Origin of the sequence: Amycolatopsis dongchuanensis (assembly GCF_039542405.1) — a bacterium.
Lineage (GTDB): Bacteria > Actinomycetota > Actinomycetes > Mycobacteriales > Pseudonocardiaceae > Amycolatopsis_E > Amycolatopsis_E sacchari.
This window is the reverse complement of record NZ_BAABIB010000081.1, coordinates 39,759-55,461: the sequence shown is the minus strand read 5'-3', so window position 1 is coordinate 55,461 and position 15,703 is coordinate 39,759. Positions and strand designations below refer to the sequence as shown.

The window sequence follows — 15,703 nt, the reverse complement described above, 5'->3', positions numbered from 1 at the left end:
CCGTTGCCGATTCGATCACCGCCACGCTACTTCGCGGTACCGGGCAATTCCAGGGACTTCCGGCACCGTGCGGCCGGCGGGGGACCGATCGGGTGTCGGGGAACACCCGTGCGTACCCGGTCCGCACGGCGTGTCCGTGACATCCTGGAACCGGCAGCACACCCGCGAGGAGGGAAGCCGAGTGACTGAGGCGCTGGGACCGGCCGCACGCGAGGATTCCTGGCGGCGGCTGTCGGAGGAGACGTTCGACCTCGTCGTGATCGGCGGGGGCGTCGTCGGTGCGGGCACCGCGCTCGACGCGGCGACGCGGGGGCTGCGGGTGGCGCTGGTGGAGGCGCGGGACCTGGCGTCGGGCACGTCGAGCCGGTCCAGCAAGCTGTTCCACGGCGGGCTGCGTTACCTCGAACAGCTGGAGTTCGGTCTGGTCAGGGAGGCCTTGCGCGAGCGCGAGCTGATGCTCACGACGATCGCGCCGCACCTGGTGAAGCCGGTGAGCTTCCTGTACCCGCTGACGCACCGCGTGTGGGAGCGCCCGTACACCGCGGCCGGCCTGTTCCTGTACGACACCATGGGCGGCGCCCGGTCCGTGCCGGGGCAGAAGCACCTGACGCGCGCGGGCGCGCTGCGCATGGTGCCCGCGCTCAAGCGCAACGCGCTGATCGGCGGCATCCGGTACTACGACGCGCAGGCCGACGACGCCCGCCACACGATGACCGTCGCCCGCACCGCCGCGCACTACGGCGCGGTGGTCCGGACCTCCACGCAGGTGGTGGGGTTCCTCCGCGAGGCCGACCGGGTGTCCGGCGTGCGGGTGCGTGACGTCGAGGACGGGCGCGAGACCGAGGTCCACGCCAACGTGGTGATCAACAGCACCGGCGTGTGGACCGACGAGCTGCAGCGGCTGTCCGGCAGCCGCGGCCGGTTCCGGGTGCGCGCGAGCAAGGGCGTGCACATCGTCGTGCCGCGTGACCGGATCGTGTCGGAGAGCGGGCTGATCCTGCGGACCGAGAAGTCGGTGCTGTTCGTGATCCCGTGGCGCAACCACTGGATCGTCGGCACGACGGACACCGACTGGAACCTCGACCTGGCGCACCCGGCGGCCACCAAGCACGACGTCGACTACATCCTCGAACACGTCAACGCGGTGCTCGCGACCCCGCTGACGCACGACGACATCGAGGGCGTGTACGCGGGGCTGCGGCCGCTGCTGGCGGGGGAGAGCGAGGAGACGTCGAAGCTCTCCCGCGAGCACGCGGTGGCGCGCGTGGCGCCCGGGCTGGTCGCGATCGCGGGCGGGAAGTACACGACGTACCGCGTGATGGCGGCCGACGCCGTGGACGCCGCGGCGGTCGACCTGCCGGGGCGGGCGCAGTCGTCCATCACCGACAAGGTGCCGCTGCTGGGGGCCGACGGGTACCACGCGCTGGTCAACCAGGCCGATCATCTGGCGGCGCAGCACGGGCTGCACCCGTACCGCGTGCGGCACCTGCTCGACCGGTACGGCTCGCTGGTGCACGAGGTGCTGGCGCAGGCCGAGGGCAAGCCGGAGCTGCTGCGGCCCATCGAGCACGCGCCGGACTACCTCGCGGTCGAGGCGGTGTACGCGGCCAGCCACGAGGGTGCCCTGCACCTGGAGGACGTGCTGGCCCGCCGCACCCGGATCTCGATCGAGTACCCGCACCGGGGCGTGGACTGCGCCGCGCAGGTCGCGATGCTGGTGGGGCAGGTGCTGGGCTGGTCGGACGAGACGGTGCGGCACGAGGTCGAGGTGTACACCGCGCGCGTCGCCGCGGAGCGGGACTCGCAGACCCAGCCGAGCGACGAGGCCGCGGACGCCCGCCGCGCCTCGGCGCCGGAGGCCCGGGCGCGGTTGTCGGAGCCGGTGGGGTAGGTCTCCCGGCCGGGGCCGGAGGCCGGGGCCGGGGCCGGAGCGGCGGGGGTGACGGAGGCGCCGGGGGTGGCGGGCGCGGCCGGAGCGGCCGAGGCGCCGGGGCGGTGCCCTCGCGGACGTCGGTCGGAGGCCGGAGGCGGCCTGAGGCTGGCGAAAGCCCGCTTGACCCGGGCCGGATGCGGCAGCAGCCGCGGACGCGGGCCGGAGTCGGCGGTGGCCGAGGCGGTTCCGACCTGGCCGGAGCCTTGGCGGAGTCGGCGGTGGCTGGGGCTGTCCCGGCCTGGCCTGAGGTGGGCCGGAGGCGCGCCCGGCCTCGGCTGCCGGGCTGCGACGGGCCGGCTCGGCTGTGGGTCGCGGAGGCTACTCACCGCGAACGCGGCGGAGGCCCAGGCCACCTGGGGTCGGGCCTTCGTGCTGTGCGGCGGCGGGCGCCCAGCCCACGAGCGCCGGGCGCCGCGCGCCTGGCCAGGTGCGACGGCCCGGCCCGGCTGTGGATCGCGGAGGCCACCCACCCCGGACGCGAAAGAGGCCCAGGCCATCCCGGCCTGGGCCTCCGCGACATCCAGCTCAGCCCTGCGGGGTGCTCGCGGCGGTCGGCACCGTCTCCGGGGCGCGTTCGTGCAGGACGACGGTGTCGCCCGCCAGCAGGGCCTTCACCGTGATCCGGTTGCCGATCGGGTGCGACATGGGCGCGATGAGCAGCACGCGCTGCGGGCCGTCGGGGTGCGGCTCGACCGTGCGGGCCATCTCCTCGTACTCCTCGCTGCACGACACGAGCTTCCCGCCGTCCACCGGGAACAGCGTCTCCACCCGGCGCGGCATCACGATGTCCTCCTCGGCGGCCTTCGTGCCGCGGCCGGCCACCAGCAGTGGGCAGTCCGGGTCGGACGACAGGACGTGGTCGGCCTCGACGCCGTCCGCCTCGCAGGCGAGGTCCTCGCGGTGCAGCACCCTGGCGCCACGCAGTTGCGCCGCGATTTGCAGGAGAATTGTTTCCGGCATGTTTCCGCCGGTTATCGCCACTGTTTCCCCCGGGGCGATGCCCTCGTTCTTCAGCGTCGTATGCAACCGTCGCAATGTGTCAAAGGTCTCCCGGTAGCTCATCGACCGGCTGCGGTGGGCGAAGGCGATTTTCTCGCCGCCCTCGCAAAGCACGTCGAGGATGCGGGTCAGGAACAGACTGGAGTCGCCCACGTGTCCCCCGTTCGGCGCTGAAGCAAGGTTTCCGAATCCAGATCACCACAGGTGCCGAAAATGTGAAAGTAATTGTGTCAGCCAGCACAGCGTGATCAAAACGGCGCCGGCCTGCCCATCCGCGCGTACGCGGCCGCCACGTGGTCCAGTCCTTCCGCCGCGATCCGCGCGGCGAGTGCGAACTCCTGCGGCGAACGGGCCTCCGCCAGCGCGGCCCCGGTGGCGTGCCACCGTTCCCGGCCGCGGCGCAGCAGGGCTGCCGCCTCCGCGTCGTCGGTGGCGACCGGGTGCTCGACGTGGTGGCCGAGCTGCGAGTAGCGGGCACGGGCGGTGATCTCCTCGTCGGCGCTTCCGGTCCGCCGCGCCCGGCCCAGCAGCACCGGCACCAGCGCACCGAGGGCGAGCACGACGACCGCGGCGAGTACTACCCACGTCATCGGCCGCCAACCTCCTCCAGCCCGGTGATTTCGGCTTCCGCGGCGGCCAGCTCCTCCGCCGACTCCGCGTTCGTCAGCAGGTCCAGCGACAGCACGTACCGCCGGGCGGCCTCGGCCTGGCGCTCGGCCTCCGCCTGGTCCGCCGCGGGCGCGGGGTGCAGCACCGAGTCGGCCAGGCGCGACAACCGCGCGTCCAGCGCGAGCCGCCGCTGACGACGGGCCGCGACACCCGCGCGGCGGCGGCGCCACGCGAGCCCGGCCGCCCGCAGCAGGAAGAACAGCAGCACCGACCCGACGACGAGGCCCGCGCACGCGAGGACCAGCTGCCTGCCCGCGAGCCGGTCGGGCACCGCCGGCCGCGTCGGGATCTCGCCGTGCGCCTTCGACGTCGCCGCGTCGTAGGCGAGGACGAACTCCTCGAGCTCGGGCGTGCGGTCGGTGTCGGTCGCGCGGTACTGGGCGGACAGCTCGGCGCCGATGTTCAGCGTCAGGTCGAAGTCGTCCTTGGTGCCCGTATTCGGGGCCGGGAACCCGTCGCCGACGCAGTTGTTGCCCTTGTACTCGCCGTCGTCGCCCTGCGCGTAGACCCAGATGTAGTCGTCCGGGATCTCCTCGGACAGCTGGTGGCACAGGTTCATCCGCGGGTCCTTCGAATCGCCCGAAGTGGACAGTGGACTGCGGTCGAGGAGGACGAGCAGGATCGCCCGGTCCCCGATCACCTGCCGGGCGCGCCGGGCGTCCACCACCCCCGGCGCGCCGGGCTGCTCGTACACCGAGCTCGTGCGCAGAGCCTCCACAATGGACCGGACCTGGGCGCTAGGCTGCGCCCACGGACCGTAGAGCGCCGCGAACGCCGCGAGCCCGGCCGCGACACCGAGCACCAGCCAGCGGGGCACGCGCTTCACCGGGCACCCGCCAGCAGCTTCCGGCCCTGCGCGGCGATCTCCCGCACTTCCCGCATCGCCTCCGCGCTGCCCGCCCGCTCGAACAGCTCCCGCGCGGTGCTCTGCCGCTCCGCCGCGGCGGCCAGCCGCTCGGACGGCCCGTCCGGCACGGCGAGGAGACCGGCGTCGAGCTCGGCGAGTTCCGCCGCGGTCAACGCGGTTTCCTTGCGCAGCGCGGCTTCCTCGGCCTGCCGGGCGAGCACCCGGTGGCGGGACCAGGCCAGCAACGCGCCGCCGCCCAGCAGCACCGCGGACCCGAGCAGCACCCACGGCGCGACGTTCGCGATGCGGTGCCGGAGGTCGAAAGCGGGTGGCGCGGGGCGGGCGAAGGGGTTGCGGTGCACCAGGTCCGCCACGCGGGTGGCGACCGTGCCGATCCGGTCGGCGAGGTTCACCCCGCGGGCGAACGTCGCGTACTCGTAGCGGCCGTAGGCGTAGTCACGCGCGGATTCCAGGATCTGCTGGTCAGGGCCCGCGACGTCGAGCCACGCCCCGTAGCTGACGAACACGGTTTCGCCGGGGAACTCCTCCGCCAGCGCGGGCGCGTAGTCCACGAGTGGCTCGTCCGGCCCGAGCGCGGGGAAGGCCACGACCCTGGCGCGGATGCCGGTCTTCTCCGCGAGCAACCCCACGGGCACGTCGATCGGATCCGTGCGGCCCGGGGCGACGTAGACGGGGTTCTCCCGCAGCCTCGCCGTCAGCGCCGCCACCTGCTCGGCGGACGGCGGCACCACCGGGTCCGCGGGCGGGGAGGGCACCGACTTCGCCCCCGTCTTCGCGTAGTTGATCATGCCGAGCACGGCGCCGGTGACGTCGTAATGTGACGTGAGCTGGCGCAGCTCCGGCAGGTCGCTCGGGCCGAAACCGCCGCCGCTGGTGGCGCTGACCGACAGGCCCTCGACCTCGATCAGGGTGGTGCCCGTCCGGTCCGCCCATTCGCGCAGCGGCCGGTCGACCTCGGTGTAGTGCTGGTCGGAGCCGGGGTAGTTACCGCCCTGGAACGGTGTGACCAGCACCTTCATGTCCGGCGCCAGCGCGGCGCTCACCGCCTGCTCGTCGAACCAGGCGACGGCGCCGGGCGCCCGGTGGATCCGCTCCACCTCCAGCCCGCGGATGGCGGCGGGCACGTCCAGCTTCGGGGGTTCGACCGGGGGAGCGTTCAGCAGCACGGTGATCAGACGGACGAGGGCGCCGGCTGGATCCACGTCACCAGCGGTTGTCCCGGCTGGTTCGGGTCCTCGCTGACCCCGACGCGCTCGAAACCGCACCGCTTGGCCACCGCCTCGGACGTGGTGTTGTCCGGGTGGTGCCGGTACCGCACCACGCGCAGGTCCAGCGCGCCGAACCCGAAGCGCACCGCGGCGTTGACCGCGGGCACGCTGATGCCCCGGCCACGCCGGTCCGGGTGGATCCACAGCGCGATCTCGGCCGTGCCGCCCGTCAGGTCGAGGTCCTTGAGGCCCACCTCGCCGAGCAGCGCACCCGTCGTCGGCTCCGCGATCGCCCACGAGCAGCGTTCCTCGCTGAACCACTCCGCGGCGCGCTGCGTCACGTACCGGTCGGCCTCCGCGAGGTTCCGCACCTGGTAGGTGACGATGTAACGCGAGTGCTCGGGATCGGCGAACGCCTCCACCAGGGCGGGGCGGTCGTCGAGCAGGTCGTCCGCGCGCAGGTGGCGCAGGTAGTACTCGCCCGCGTTGATCTCCACCGGTTCCATCGGCTACCGGGACCTCGCTCCGAAGATCAGCGCGACCACGAGGGGCAGCAGGAAGACGAACCACACCCCGCGGGCCACGGTGAGGAACAACAACACGGCGACCACCGCCGCGATCGGCACCGCACCCATCCCGAACCTGCGGGCGGGCGGCTGCGCGGGCCGCGGCGCGGGCGACGGCCGCTTCAGCGCGCTCGGGTGCGGCTCGGGCAGGTCGTCGAACAACGCGGCCAGCTCGCTGCGCGTGCGGGCCGCGGTGACCCGCGCCGAGCGGGTCCCGTACTCGTCGATGTCGAGCCTGCCCGTCCGGACGTGCTCGGACAGCGCCTCGATCGCTTCGTTGCGCTCAGCGTCGCTGAGCCGCATGTCGGCCACACATCAAATGTAGCGGCGCGAAGCGCCTCCGTTGAGGGTGGTGGTGGGGAAGTGGCCGGCCCTAGGACCGCGAGCCGCGGCGGCGGGTGCGGTCCTTGTCCCAGTCCTTGCCCCAGATGCCCTGCGCGACCGCGCCGAACACGAACGGCAGCGCGATGAACCACCAGATGTCCGTGGTGATCCCCACGACGATCGCCCCGACGAACAGCAGCGGCATGATCGCGCCCGCGACGCGCTGGCTCAGCGGACGATCGGTGTACGCGACCGGACCGGGCGGCTTCGCCTCGACGGCCTTGTGCGCGGGCGTGCCGAACACCGGGTGCGGCGCGGGCAGGTCGCTGAAGACGTCCGCGAGCTCGCCCCTGGTGCGGGCGGCGGTGATGTGCGCGGACCGCTCGCCGTACTCGTCGACGTCGAGCCTGCCCGCGCTCAGGTGCTCGCCGAGCGCGGACAGCGCGGACTCCCGTTCCGTGTCGCCGATGCGCAGTTCCGGCGAGGGGACCTCGTTCACGACACCGATGGTATGCCCGGGCGGCCCGCTCAGTCCTTGATTTCGAGCAGGACGGCGCCCTGCGTGACGGCTGAACCGACCTCGACGGACAACCCGGTCACGGTGCCCGCCTTGTGCGCGGTCACCGGGTTCTCCATCTTCATCGCCTCCAGCACCACGACCAGCTCACCGGCCTCGACCCGCTGGCCCTCCTCGACGGCGACCTTGACGATGGTGCCCTGCATGGGCGCCGTCACGGCGTCCCCGCTGACCGCGGTCTTCGCGCCGCCACCGCGCTTGCGCGGCTTGGCCGCCTTCGCCGCCGCACCACCGCCCGCGCCGCCTCCGCCGAGCGCCAGGTCGCCGGGCAGCGAGACCTCCAGCCGCTTGCCGCCGACCTCGACCACGACGGTCTGCCGCGGCTCGGCCTCCTCACCGGCCTCACCGGGCGCGGTGAACGGCTCGATCCGGTTGTCGAACTCGGTCTCGATCCAGCGGGTGTGCACGCTGAACGACTCGCCGTCGCCGACGAACGCCGGGTCGCGCACGACCGCGCGGTGGAACGGCACGACCGTCGCGAGGCCCTCGACGACCAGCTCGTCGAGCGCACGGCGGCTGCGCTCCAGCGCGTTCTCGCGGTCCGTACCCGTGACGATGAGCTTCGCGAGCATCGAGTCGAACTGGCCGCCGACGACGCTGCCGGTCGTGACACCCGAGTCGACGCGCACGCCGGGACCCTCGGGGAACACCAGCTTGGTCACCGTGCCGGGAGCGGGCAGGAAGTTGCGGCCCGCGTCCTCGCCGTTGATGCGGAACTCGATCGAGTGACCGCGCGGCTCCGGGTCCTCCTTGATGCGCAGCTCCTCGCCGCGGGCGATGCGGAACATCTCCCGCACCAGGTCCAGGCCCGCGGTCTCCTCCGACACCGGGTGCTCGACCTGCAGGCGGGTGTTGACCTCCAGGAACGAGATCGTGCCGTCGGTGCCGACGAGGTACTCGACGGTGCCCGCGCCCGAGTAGCCCGCCTCCTTGCAGATCGCCTTGGCGGAGCTGTGGATCGTGGCGCGCTGCTCGTCGGTGAGGAACGGCGCGGGCGCCTCCTCGACGAGCTTCTGGTGCCGGCGCTGCAGCGAGCAGTCACGGGTGCCGACGACGATCGCGTTGCCGTGCTTGTCGGCGAGCACCTGGGCCTCGACGTGGCGCGGCTTGTCCAGGTAGCGCTCGACGAAGCACTCGCCCCTGCCGAACGCCGCGACGGCCTCACGGGTCGCGGACTCGAACAGCTCGGGGATCTCCTCCAGCGTGCGCGCGACCTTCAGCCCGCGGCCACCGCCGCCGAACGCCGCCTTGATCGCGACCGGCAGGCCGTGCTCCTCCGCGAACGCGACGATCTCGCTCGCGTCCTTGACCGGCTCCTTCGTGCCGGGCACCAGCGGCGCTCCCGCCTTCATCGCGATGTGGCGCGCGGTCACCTTGTCGCCCAGGTCGCGGATCGCCTGCGGGCTCGGGCCGATCCAGGTCAAGCCCGCGTCGATGACCGCCTGCGCGAAGTCGGCGTTCTCGGACAGGAAGCCGTAGCCGGGGTGCACCGAGTCGGCGCCGGAGCGCTTCGCGACGTCGATGAGCTTGTCGATGACGAGGTAGCTTTCCGCCGCCGTCGTCCCGCCGAGCGCGAACGCCTCGTCGGCGAGCCGCACGTGCGGGGCGTCCCGGTCCGGATCCGCGTACACGGCGACGCTCGACAGGCCCGCGTCCCTGGCCGCTCTGATCACGCGAACCGCGATCTCCCCCCGGTTGGCGACAAGGATCTTGGTGACCGGTCCGCCGCTGGCCTGCTCGGGCACGCCCAACCTCCGATGAAGAGTTCCGCCTCCCGCCCCGGAAAACACCTTCTCAGCAGCGCTTCCGTGGGCCTTCCCGCAGTTTACGGGCCGGGTTCCGCCGTGCGGTGAGAGGCGGCTCACGCTTACCCTGGCAGGAACAGGCGGGGAGAAGGGGTGAGCACGTGGGCGCGAGGCGGGTTCCTCGGTCCGTGTTGTTCACCGCCGTGCTGGCCGCGCTCGTGACGCTGGGGGCACTGGGCGGGGTGGCGGTGCTGCGGGGCCAGGACGACGTGACGCGGGTGGACGCGGGGGCGCCGGCGACGCCGCAGGCCGCGGACCACGAGTGCGGGGACGCGCCGTGCCAGGTGGTCGCCACCGCTTCCGTCGGCGCCACGCAGGTGGAGCTGCTCGCCGACGCGCAGGGCGACAACGGCCGGCTGCAGGCCGGCGGCCAGGTGGTACAGACCAGCATCACGCAGCTGGGCGCGCGGCTGCGCGGGGACTCGCTGTCGTGCGCGGTGGCGTCGGTCTCGGCGTGCCTCGTCGAGGCGCCGCTGAACGGCGGCCGCGTCGGGGAACTGGTGGTCCAGCGCGACGGGGACTGGCACCCGGTGGCGAAGCCGTACTTCTCCGACGCGGGCGTGCTCCTGCTGAGCGACGTCACCGGCACGGACGCGCCGGAGGTCGTGGTGGTGCGGTCGTCCCCGGCGCTCGCGGAGGTCTACGCGCTCGACGGCGGCGTCGTCGGCTGCACGAAGCGGTACAGCTACCCGGCGCAGATCCGGGGCTGGCCCCAGGTCAGGGTCGTCGCCTCGGATCTGCGCACGTGCTCGTGACGTCAGACGAACTGGTTGCCCTCGGCGCGCAGGTGACGTCGCAGCACCTTGCCGTTCCCGTTGCGGGGCAGGGCGTCCAGCCACACGATGTCGTCGGGGACCTTGTACCAGGACAGGCGGGCCTTCGCGAGGTCGACCAGCTCCGTGCCGAGCGCGTCCGGCTCGACGTCGGGAGCGGGCACGACGTAGGCCCGCAGCGTGGTGTACCCGGTTTCGCGCCGGACGGCGCTGACCGCCGCTTCGAGGACACCCGGATGGCTTTCCAGCAGCCGTTCGACCTCGCCGGGCACCACGTTCTGCCCGCCGATCACCTCGACGTCGTCGAGCCTGCCGTGGACGTGCACGACGCCGTCCTCGTCGAGCGAGCCCAGGTCGCCGGTCGGCCACCACGTGTCGAAGACCTGATCGGGCCCGAGGCTGCCGCGGGCGACGCCGCGGGTGGCGAAGGGGACGCGGACGTGCAGCTCACCCCGTTCCCCGGTGGGCAGCACCTGCCCGTCGGCGTCGACGATCCGCACCGCACGGCCCTGGAACGGCGGCCCGACGGCCGAGGGGGTGTCGTAGTCGGCCGGCCTGCCGATGGCGACCCCGCCGATCTCCGTGGCGCCGTAGCCGTTGACCAGCCGCGCGCCGAGGATCGGCACCAGTTGTTCGCGCAGGCGTTGCGAAAGCGCCTCCCCGGCGCAGATCGCGACCCGCAGCGCGCCGAGCACCTCGGCGTGGTCCGGTTCGAGCAGCAACCGCGCGAAGAAGCTCGGCTGCCCGAAGAACCTCGTGACCCCGTGGGTGCGCATGAGTTCGATCGCCGCCGTCGGAGTCGCCCGCGGGCGGGACAGCACGGAGGTCAGCCCGGTTTCGAGCGTGGCGAGCGTCGAGGCGCTCAGGCCACCGAAGAAGTACATCCGGGACACCGAAAACCCGACCAGGCCGACGCCTTCCGTGCCGCGCGGCTTGCCGATGTCGCGGTGCAGGAAGAAGCACAACTTCGGGGTGCCCGTGGTGCCCGAGGTGAACAGGGCCAGCGCCGGGGCGTCCCCGCCGGCGGCGAAGTCCGTGGCGGGTTCCGCCGCGGACAGGTGCTCGGCCCGAGTGGTCCGGACCAGTCCGGCGGTGTCGAGCCAGCCCGCGGTCTCCGGGTCGACCACGGCCAGCGCGGGCTCGGCGGTCGCCGCGTCCCGCTCCAGGTCCTCGCGGCTCATCTGGACGTTCACGGGTACCGCGACGACACCCGCCTGCCAGGCGCCCAGCAGGCACCAGACCAGTTCCACGCTGTCCGGCAGCGCGAGCAGCACCCGGTCACCGGGCCGCAGTCCCGCGGCCCGGTAACCGTTCGCGACCCGCGCCGCGCCGTCGAAGACCTCCGCGAACGTCCACTCGCGACGGTCGGCGACGAACGCGACGCGTTCGTGCCAACCGTTTTCGCGGGTGTGTTCCGCCAAGCGCTGTGCCACGTTGTCAAGCATGCCCGCCAGCTTGCCGCGAACCCGGCGGGCACCGGTGTGGAATTCACCTGAACTGCCCGGAAGTCGGCAGTTCTTTCACCGCTACGCCCGGACGGGCTCCCGCGCCGGCTCCGGCTCGAGCAGCGGGGGAGCGGTGTGCGAGTGGAGCACCTCGTCGTCGAGCAGGCCCTCGGTGCGCGCGATCCACGTCGGGATGGCGATCTGGCCAGCCACGTTCGTCGCGGTGCGCATCATGTCGAGGATCGGGTCGATGCCGTAGATCACGGCGATCCCGGTGGCGATCACCGCGGGCGGCAGGTCCAGCGTGCTCAGCGTCAGCGTGAGCATCGTGAACCAGCCGGTGACGCCGGCGGTGGCGATCGCCCCGAACACCGCGACGACCACGATCAGCACGTAGTCCCCGATGCCGAGGTGGATACCGAACAGGTTCGCGATGAAGATCGTCGCGACCGCGGGGTACACCGCCGCGCAGCCGTCCATCTTCGTCGTCGTGCCCAGCGGCACCGCGAAACTCGCGTAGCCGGGGTCCACACCCAGGTTCACCGCGGTCTGGCGGCTCAGCGGCAGCGTCGCGCCGGAGGAGCGGGACACGAACGCGAACTGCAGCGCCGTCCACGCCTTGCGGAAGAACAGCACCGGGCTCACCCTGCCGACGAACCGCAGCAGCAGCGGGTACACGACGAACAGCACGAGCAGCGTGCCCACGTACACGGCGACGATGAGCGACAGCAGCGGCCGCACGAACTGGTTGCCGTAGGTGGCGAACGCGTGGCCGATCAGGCCCAGCACACCGAGCGGGGCGAGCCGGATGATCCAGCCCAGCACCTTCTGCACGAGGTCGAACACCACGCGGTTGAACCGCACGAACGGCTCGGCGCGGTCGCCCAGGGTGTACGCGGCCATGCCCACGGCCAGTGAGATCACCACGACCTGCAGGATCTTGCCGTCGGCGAAGGCGGAGAACAGGTTGCTGGGCACCAGGTTCTCGATGATGTCGAGCCACGAGCCGTGGTCGCGCGAGGCGAGCTTGTCGACGGTCGCCTTGTCGGGCTGCAGCGACACCCCCTTGCCGGGGTCGACGACTCGGCCGACGGCGATGCCGATGAGCACGGCGATGAGCGACGTCGTGGCGAACCACAGCACGGTCTTGCCGCCGAGGCGCGCCGCGGTGCGGGCGCCGCCGAGCCCGCGGAGGCTCGCGATGCCGAGCACGATCGCGGTGAACACCAGCGGCAGGACGGTGACCTGCAGGAGGTCCGCGAAGATCGAGCCGATGGTGTCGAGGGTGGTGCTCAGCCAGTCGAGGTCGGCCTGCCGGGCCAGTACACCCAGCAGGGCACCGGCGACGAGGGCGACGACCACGACCAGGCCGAAGACCTTGGGCTGTCGATAGGTCCGTAACAGGGACACGGGTTCACTCCGGGGACGGAAAGTTGCACGTTCGTACCGAGAAGGGTGAACGTCCGCTTCCGCCCGGAGCTTCCGCGTTCCACTATGTGAGAGACCACAGGTCGGCGACGGTGAGCCCGACCTGCGCGAGCAGCCGGCGCGTGAGCGGCAGGCTGATCCCGATCACGCTCGACGGGTCGCCCTCGATGCCCTCGACGAACCAGCCGCCGAGCCCGTCGAGGGTGAACGCGCCGGCGACGTTGAGCGGCTCGCCCGTCGCGACGTACGCCTCGATCTCCTCGGGCGACGGGTCGGCGAAGCGGACTCCGGTGGTCTGGCTACCCGTGGCGCGAGCCGTGATCCCGCCGCCGGACAACCGGAGCACCGCGTGCCCGGTGAGCAGGTCGCCCCGGTTGCCCGCGAGCTGGGTCCACCGCTTCCGCGCGACCTCCGCCGTGCCGGGCTTGCCGAGCATCTCGCCGTCGAGCGACAGCATCGAGTCGCAGCCGACGACCACGGCGTCCTCGGGCCCGAGGGTGCGCGCGACGGCCTCCGCCTTCGCCACCGCGAGCGCGGTGACCAGCTCGGCGGGGCTCGGATCGGTCAGCCCGGCCGCGACGGCGTCCTCGTCGACGCCGGACACCACGACGCTCGGTTCGATCCCGGCCGCGCGGAGGACGGCGAGACGGGCGGGGGAGGCGGAGGCCAGCACGAAGCGCATGGGCCGAATGTAGCCAACGGCGTCAGCCGCGGTTGCCCACCGGTTCCGGCGACCGTGCCGGGGTGGCGTGCGAGACCCGGCGCATCACGAGTGCCGTGAGCGCGCCCAGCACGAGAACCGCGGCGGGCAGGAGCAGCGTTTCGCGGGCGGCGGTGGTCAGCGCCTCCGCCGGGTTGGCGGGGTGGGCCGCCATCGCCGTCGTGATGCGGGCCTGCAGCAGCACGCCGATCGCGGCGCTGCCGAGGACGCCGCCGACCTGCCGGGCGGTGTTGAAGATGCCCGAGGCGGCACCGGCGAGCCTGCGGTCCACCGAGCTCATCGTCACGTTGCTCATCGGCGCGAACACGCAGCCGGTGCCGACGCCGCACAGCAGCAGCACCGGGACCAGCGACCACGGGCCGGTGTCCGCCCTGGCCTGCAGCGTCACGCCGACCAGGCCCGCGGCGAGCGCGAGGAAACCGACCAGCACGAGGTACTTCGCGTTGACGCGGTCGGACAGCCTGCCGACGAACGGCGCGATGATCCCCGACAGCAACGACATCGGCGCGGTGAGCAGGCCGGCGCTGGTCGGCGACATGAGCAGCACGTCCTGCAGGTACACGACCAGCGGCACGAACATCCCGGTCATGGCGAAGCCGATCGCGACCGCGGTGAGGGTGCCGGTGGAGAAGTTCCAGTTGCGGAACACGGCCAGCGGCAGCAGCGGTTCGCGCGTGTTGAGCCGCTGCCAGATCACGAACGCGACGAGCAGCAGCACCCCGGCGGCGATGATCTCCGGGATGTTCACCGGGCCGAAGACGCGGCCCCACGAGTACTGCTGGCCGTTCTGGATGCCGAAGACCAGGCAGCACAGGCCGGCGGCGGAGAGCAGGATGCCCAGGACGTCGAACGAGTGCGAGTGCTTCGGCTGCCAGTCCGGCACCAGCACCGCGGTGAGCACGATGGCGACGACGCCGATCGGGACGTTGACGAAGAAGATCCACTCCCAGCCGAGGCTGTCGACGAGCAGGCCGCCGAGGAGCGGTCCCGCGATGGTCGCGAGGCCCGCGACGCCGCCCCAGAGCCCCATCGCGGGGCCGCGCTTGGCGGGCGGGAACAGGTGCGTGATGAACGCCAGGGTCTGCGGCGTCATCAGCGCGGCGCCGAGGCCCTGGACCGCGCGGGCGGCGATGAGCATCTCGACCGTACCGGACAGGCCGCACCACAGCGACGCGAGCGTGAACACGGCCAGGCCCGCGAGGAAGATCCGCTTGGGGCCGAAGCGGTCGCCGAGCCTGCTGGTGAACAGCATCGGCACGGCGTAGGTGAGCAGGTAGACGCTGAGCACCCAGACGACGGAGTTGAGCGAGGTGTGCAGTTCGCGCACCATCGCGGGGATCGCGATGGACACGATGGTGGTGTCCAGCAGGATCATGAAGAACCCGATGCACAGTGCGGACAGTGCCGCCCACGGGTTTGTTCTAGGCATTTCTTCTTTCCTTGTCGTCCACAATGGAGAGATGGGGGAGTTCGGACGGTTTGTCCTCGGTGGGCCACAGGATGCGGCCGGACTCGAGGTCGGCGATCAGCCGCTCGGTCCAGTCCAGTTCGGACTTGCGCTGGTGGTGGGCGTACGCGTGATCGATCCAGTACAGGCGCGGCAGGTTCTTCTCGAGCAGCTGCTCGACGACCGCCTCGTCGGAGGCGACGTGGCCCTTGAGGTGCATGACGCGCAGCTTGAGGTGGTCGATGGCGTCCTGCGGGTTGAGCTCGGACAGGGCCGACAGGGCGACCGGGTACTGGGGGTACTCCTCGGCGATCGTGGCGAGCATGTCGCGCGCCTGCTCGGCGAAGGTGTCCCGGCCGGTCTCGGTCATCGCGTAGACGGTGCGTTCGGGGCGGCGGCCCTGGCGCTGGGTGTCGACGACCTCGATGAAGCCTTGCTTCTCCAGGCGCTCGACGGTGTGGTACAGCGAGCCCGGGCGCAGCTTGACCCGCAGATCCACCCGGCGGCGCTTCATCAGCTGCGTCATCTCGTACGGGTGCATCGGCTGTTCGTGCAGCAGCTCGAGGATCGCCATGCCCAGGGGCGTCAGCGCCTGCTTCATCGAGGCCAAGTCTTGATCAGTCCTTCCCGATGAGTCCCTACCGTATATTCCACGTGGACTATACGGCGGGGAGTGTTGTGCTGTCGAGGGTGAGCGGGAGCACAGGAGTGCCGTGGACGCGGGGGTGGGGGTTTTAGCTGGTGGAGGGGGTGGTGGTGGTGTGTCTCCGCAGCGGCGCCCTTCGGTCAGCCGCCTCGGCGGGAGGCGTTCCCGGCCCTCGCGTCTGCGGTGCCGCGGCCGCCCCGGCCAGCCGCCTCGGTCGGAGCGACTCCCGCCCCTCGGGTCTGCGGTGCCGCGGCTGCCCGGCCAGTCGCCTCGGTCGGAGCGACTCCCGCCCCT

General features: G+C 72.2%; 15 protein-coding genes. 2 read left to right on the top strand and 13 right to left on the bottom strand.

Going from position 1 to position 15,703, the window contains the following annotated elements; genetic code table 11:
• The first annotated feature begins 181 nt into the window (after positions 1-181).
• Entirely contained in the window at positions 182-1,891 is a 1,710-nt protein-coding gene (gene glpD, locus ABFX51_RS22415) for a glycerol-3-phosphate dehydrogenase (protein ID WP_091515118.1), read from the top strand.
• A 567-nt stretch (positions 1,892-2,458) separates the two neighbouring features.
• Here glpD and ABFX51_RS22410 read toward each other — a convergent pair.
• The 8 genes from ABFX51_RS22410 to ABFX51_RS22375 form a co-directional block, all read right to left on the bottom strand.
• Entirely contained in the window at positions 2,459-3,085 is a 627-nt protein-coding gene (locus ABFX51_RS22410) for an AMP-binding protein (protein ID WP_346054814.1), read from the bottom strand.
• Between the two features lie 95 nt (positions 3,086-3,180).
• On the bottom strand, positions 3,181-3,522 hold the full coding sequence (locus tag ABFX51_RS22405) for a hypothetical protein (protein ID WP_091515116.1): 342 nt from the start codon (positions 3,520-3,522) through the stop codon (positions 3,181-3,183).
• On the bottom strand, positions 3,519-4,427 hold the full coding sequence (locus ABFX51_RS22400; RefSeq protein WP_346054812.1) for a hypothetical protein: 909 nt from the start codon (positions 4,425-4,427) through the stop codon (positions 3,519-3,521). Before ABFX51_RS22400 ends, ABFX51_RS22405 begins: the two co-directional genes overlap by 4 nt.
• Complete coding sequence (locus tag ABFX51_RS22395; RefSeq protein ID WP_346054811.1) at positions 4,424-5,671, bottom strand: hypothetical protein; 1,248 nt, start codon at positions 5,669-5,671, stop codon at positions 4,424-4,426. The genes ABFX51_RS22400 and ABFX51_RS22395 overlap by 4 nt, the downstream gene beginning before the upstream one ends.
• Positions 5,641-6,183 (bottom strand): GNAT family N-acetyltransferase, encoded by a 543-nt coding sequence (locus ABFX51_RS22390; RefSeq protein WP_346054810.1) that lies wholly within the window; start codon positions 6,181-6,183, stop codon positions 5,641-5,643. Before ABFX51_RS22390 ends, ABFX51_RS22395 begins: the two co-directional genes overlap by 31 nt.
• Positions 6,184-6,186: 3 nt before the next feature.
• The gene (locus ABFX51_RS22385; RefSeq protein WP_091515158.1) at positions 6,187-6,546 is read right to left on the bottom strand and encodes a DUF1707 SHOCT-like domain-containing protein; all 360 of its coding nucleotides are present in this window, start codon (positions 6,544-6,546) and stop codon (positions 6,187-6,189) included.
• Between the two features lie 70 nt (positions 6,547-6,616).
• The gene (locus ABFX51_RS22380; RefSeq protein WP_091515107.1) at positions 6,617-7,066 is read right to left on the bottom strand and encodes a DUF1707 SHOCT-like domain-containing protein; all 450 of its coding nucleotides are present in this window, start codon (positions 7,064-7,066) and stop codon (positions 6,617-6,619) included.
• 29 nt (positions 7,067-7,095) lie between these two features.
• Entirely contained in the window at positions 7,096-8,889 is a 1,794-nt protein-coding gene (locus ABFX51_RS22375) for an acetyl/propionyl/methylcrotonyl-CoA carboxylase subunit alpha (RefSeq protein WP_091515106.1), read from the bottom strand.
• 188 nt (positions 8,890-9,077) lie between these two features.
• Between ABFX51_RS22375 and ABFX51_RS22370 the strand changes: the two genes are divergently transcribed.
• The gene (locus tag ABFX51_RS22370) at positions 9,078-9,704 is read left to right on the top strand and encodes a hypothetical protein (protein ID WP_245783369.1); all 627 of its coding nucleotides are present in this window, start codon (positions 9,078-9,080) and stop codon (positions 9,702-9,704) included.
• 2 nt (positions 9,705-9,706) lie between these two features.
• Here ABFX51_RS22370 and ABFX51_RS22365 read toward each other — a convergent pair whose 3' ends face one another.
• The 5 genes from ABFX51_RS22365 to ABFX51_RS22345 all read right to left on the bottom strand — a co-directional run bounded on the left by ABFX51_RS22365 (position 9,707) and on the right by ABFX51_RS22345 (position 15,364).
• Positions 9,707-11,167 (bottom strand): class I adenylate-forming enzyme family protein, encoded by a 1,461-nt coding sequence (locus tag ABFX51_RS22365; protein WP_346054809.1) that lies wholly within the window; start codon positions 11,165-11,167, stop codon positions 9,707-9,709.
• A gap of 81 nt (positions 11,168-11,248) precedes the next feature.
• Entirely contained in the window at positions 11,249-12,577 is a 1,329-nt protein-coding gene (locus ABFX51_RS22360; protein ID WP_091515099.1) for a dicarboxylate/amino acid:cation symporter, read from the bottom strand.
• An 82-nt stretch (positions 12,578-12,659) separates the two neighbouring features.
• Positions 12,660-13,277: a Maf family protein gene (locus tag ABFX51_RS22355; protein ID WP_091515096.1), complete on the bottom strand. Its 618-nt coding sequence runs from the start codon at positions 13,275-13,277 to the stop codon at positions 12,660-12,662.
• A 22-nt stretch (positions 13,278-13,299) separates the two neighbouring features.
• Positions 13,300-14,745, bottom strand: coding sequence for a DHA2 family efflux MFS transporter permease subunit (locus ABFX51_RS22350; RefSeq protein WP_091515095.1), 1,446 nt, complete (start codon positions 14,743-14,745; stop codon positions 13,300-13,302).
• A complete protein-coding gene (locus tag ABFX51_RS22345) occupies positions 14,738-15,364 on the bottom strand; it encodes a PadR family transcriptional regulator (protein ID WP_091515093.1) in 627 nt (208 codons plus the stop codon). Before ABFX51_RS22345 ends, ABFX51_RS22350 begins: the two co-directional genes overlap by 8 nt.
• Between the last annotated feature and the right edge of the window lie 339 nt (positions 15,365-15,703).

Bases quoted from the DNA above. Each gene is read 5' to 3' on its own strand.
- ABFX51_RS22405 (WP_091515116.1), bottom strand. From the start codon at position 3,522: ATGACGTGGGTAGTACTCGCCGCGGTCGTCGTGCTCGCCCTCGGTGCG.
- ABFX51_RS22385 (WP_091515158.1), bottom strand. From the start codon at position 6,546: ATGCGGCTCAGCGACGCTGAGCGCAACGAAGCGATCGAGGCGCTGTCC.
- ABFX51_RS22345 (WP_091515093.1), bottom strand. From the start codon at position 15,364: ATGAAGCAGGCGCTGACGCCCCTGGGCATGGCGATCCTCGAGCTGCTG.
- ABFX51_RS22350 (WP_091515095.1), bottom strand. From the start codon at position 14,745: ATGCCTAGAACAAACCCGTGGGCGGCACTGTCCGCACTGTGCATCGGG.
- ABFX51_RS22355 (WP_091515096.1), bottom strand. From the start codon at position 13,277: ATGCGCTTCGTGCTGGCCTCCGCCTCCCCCGCCCGTCTCGCCGTCCTC.
- ABFX51_RS22390 (WP_346054810.1), bottom strand. From the start codon at position 6,183: ATGGAACCGGTGGAGATCAACGCGGGCGAGTACTACCTGCGCCACCTG.
- ABFX51_RS22365 (WP_346054809.1), bottom strand. From the start codon at position 11,167: ATGCTTGACAACGTGGCACAGCGCTTGGCGGAACACACCCGCGAAAAC.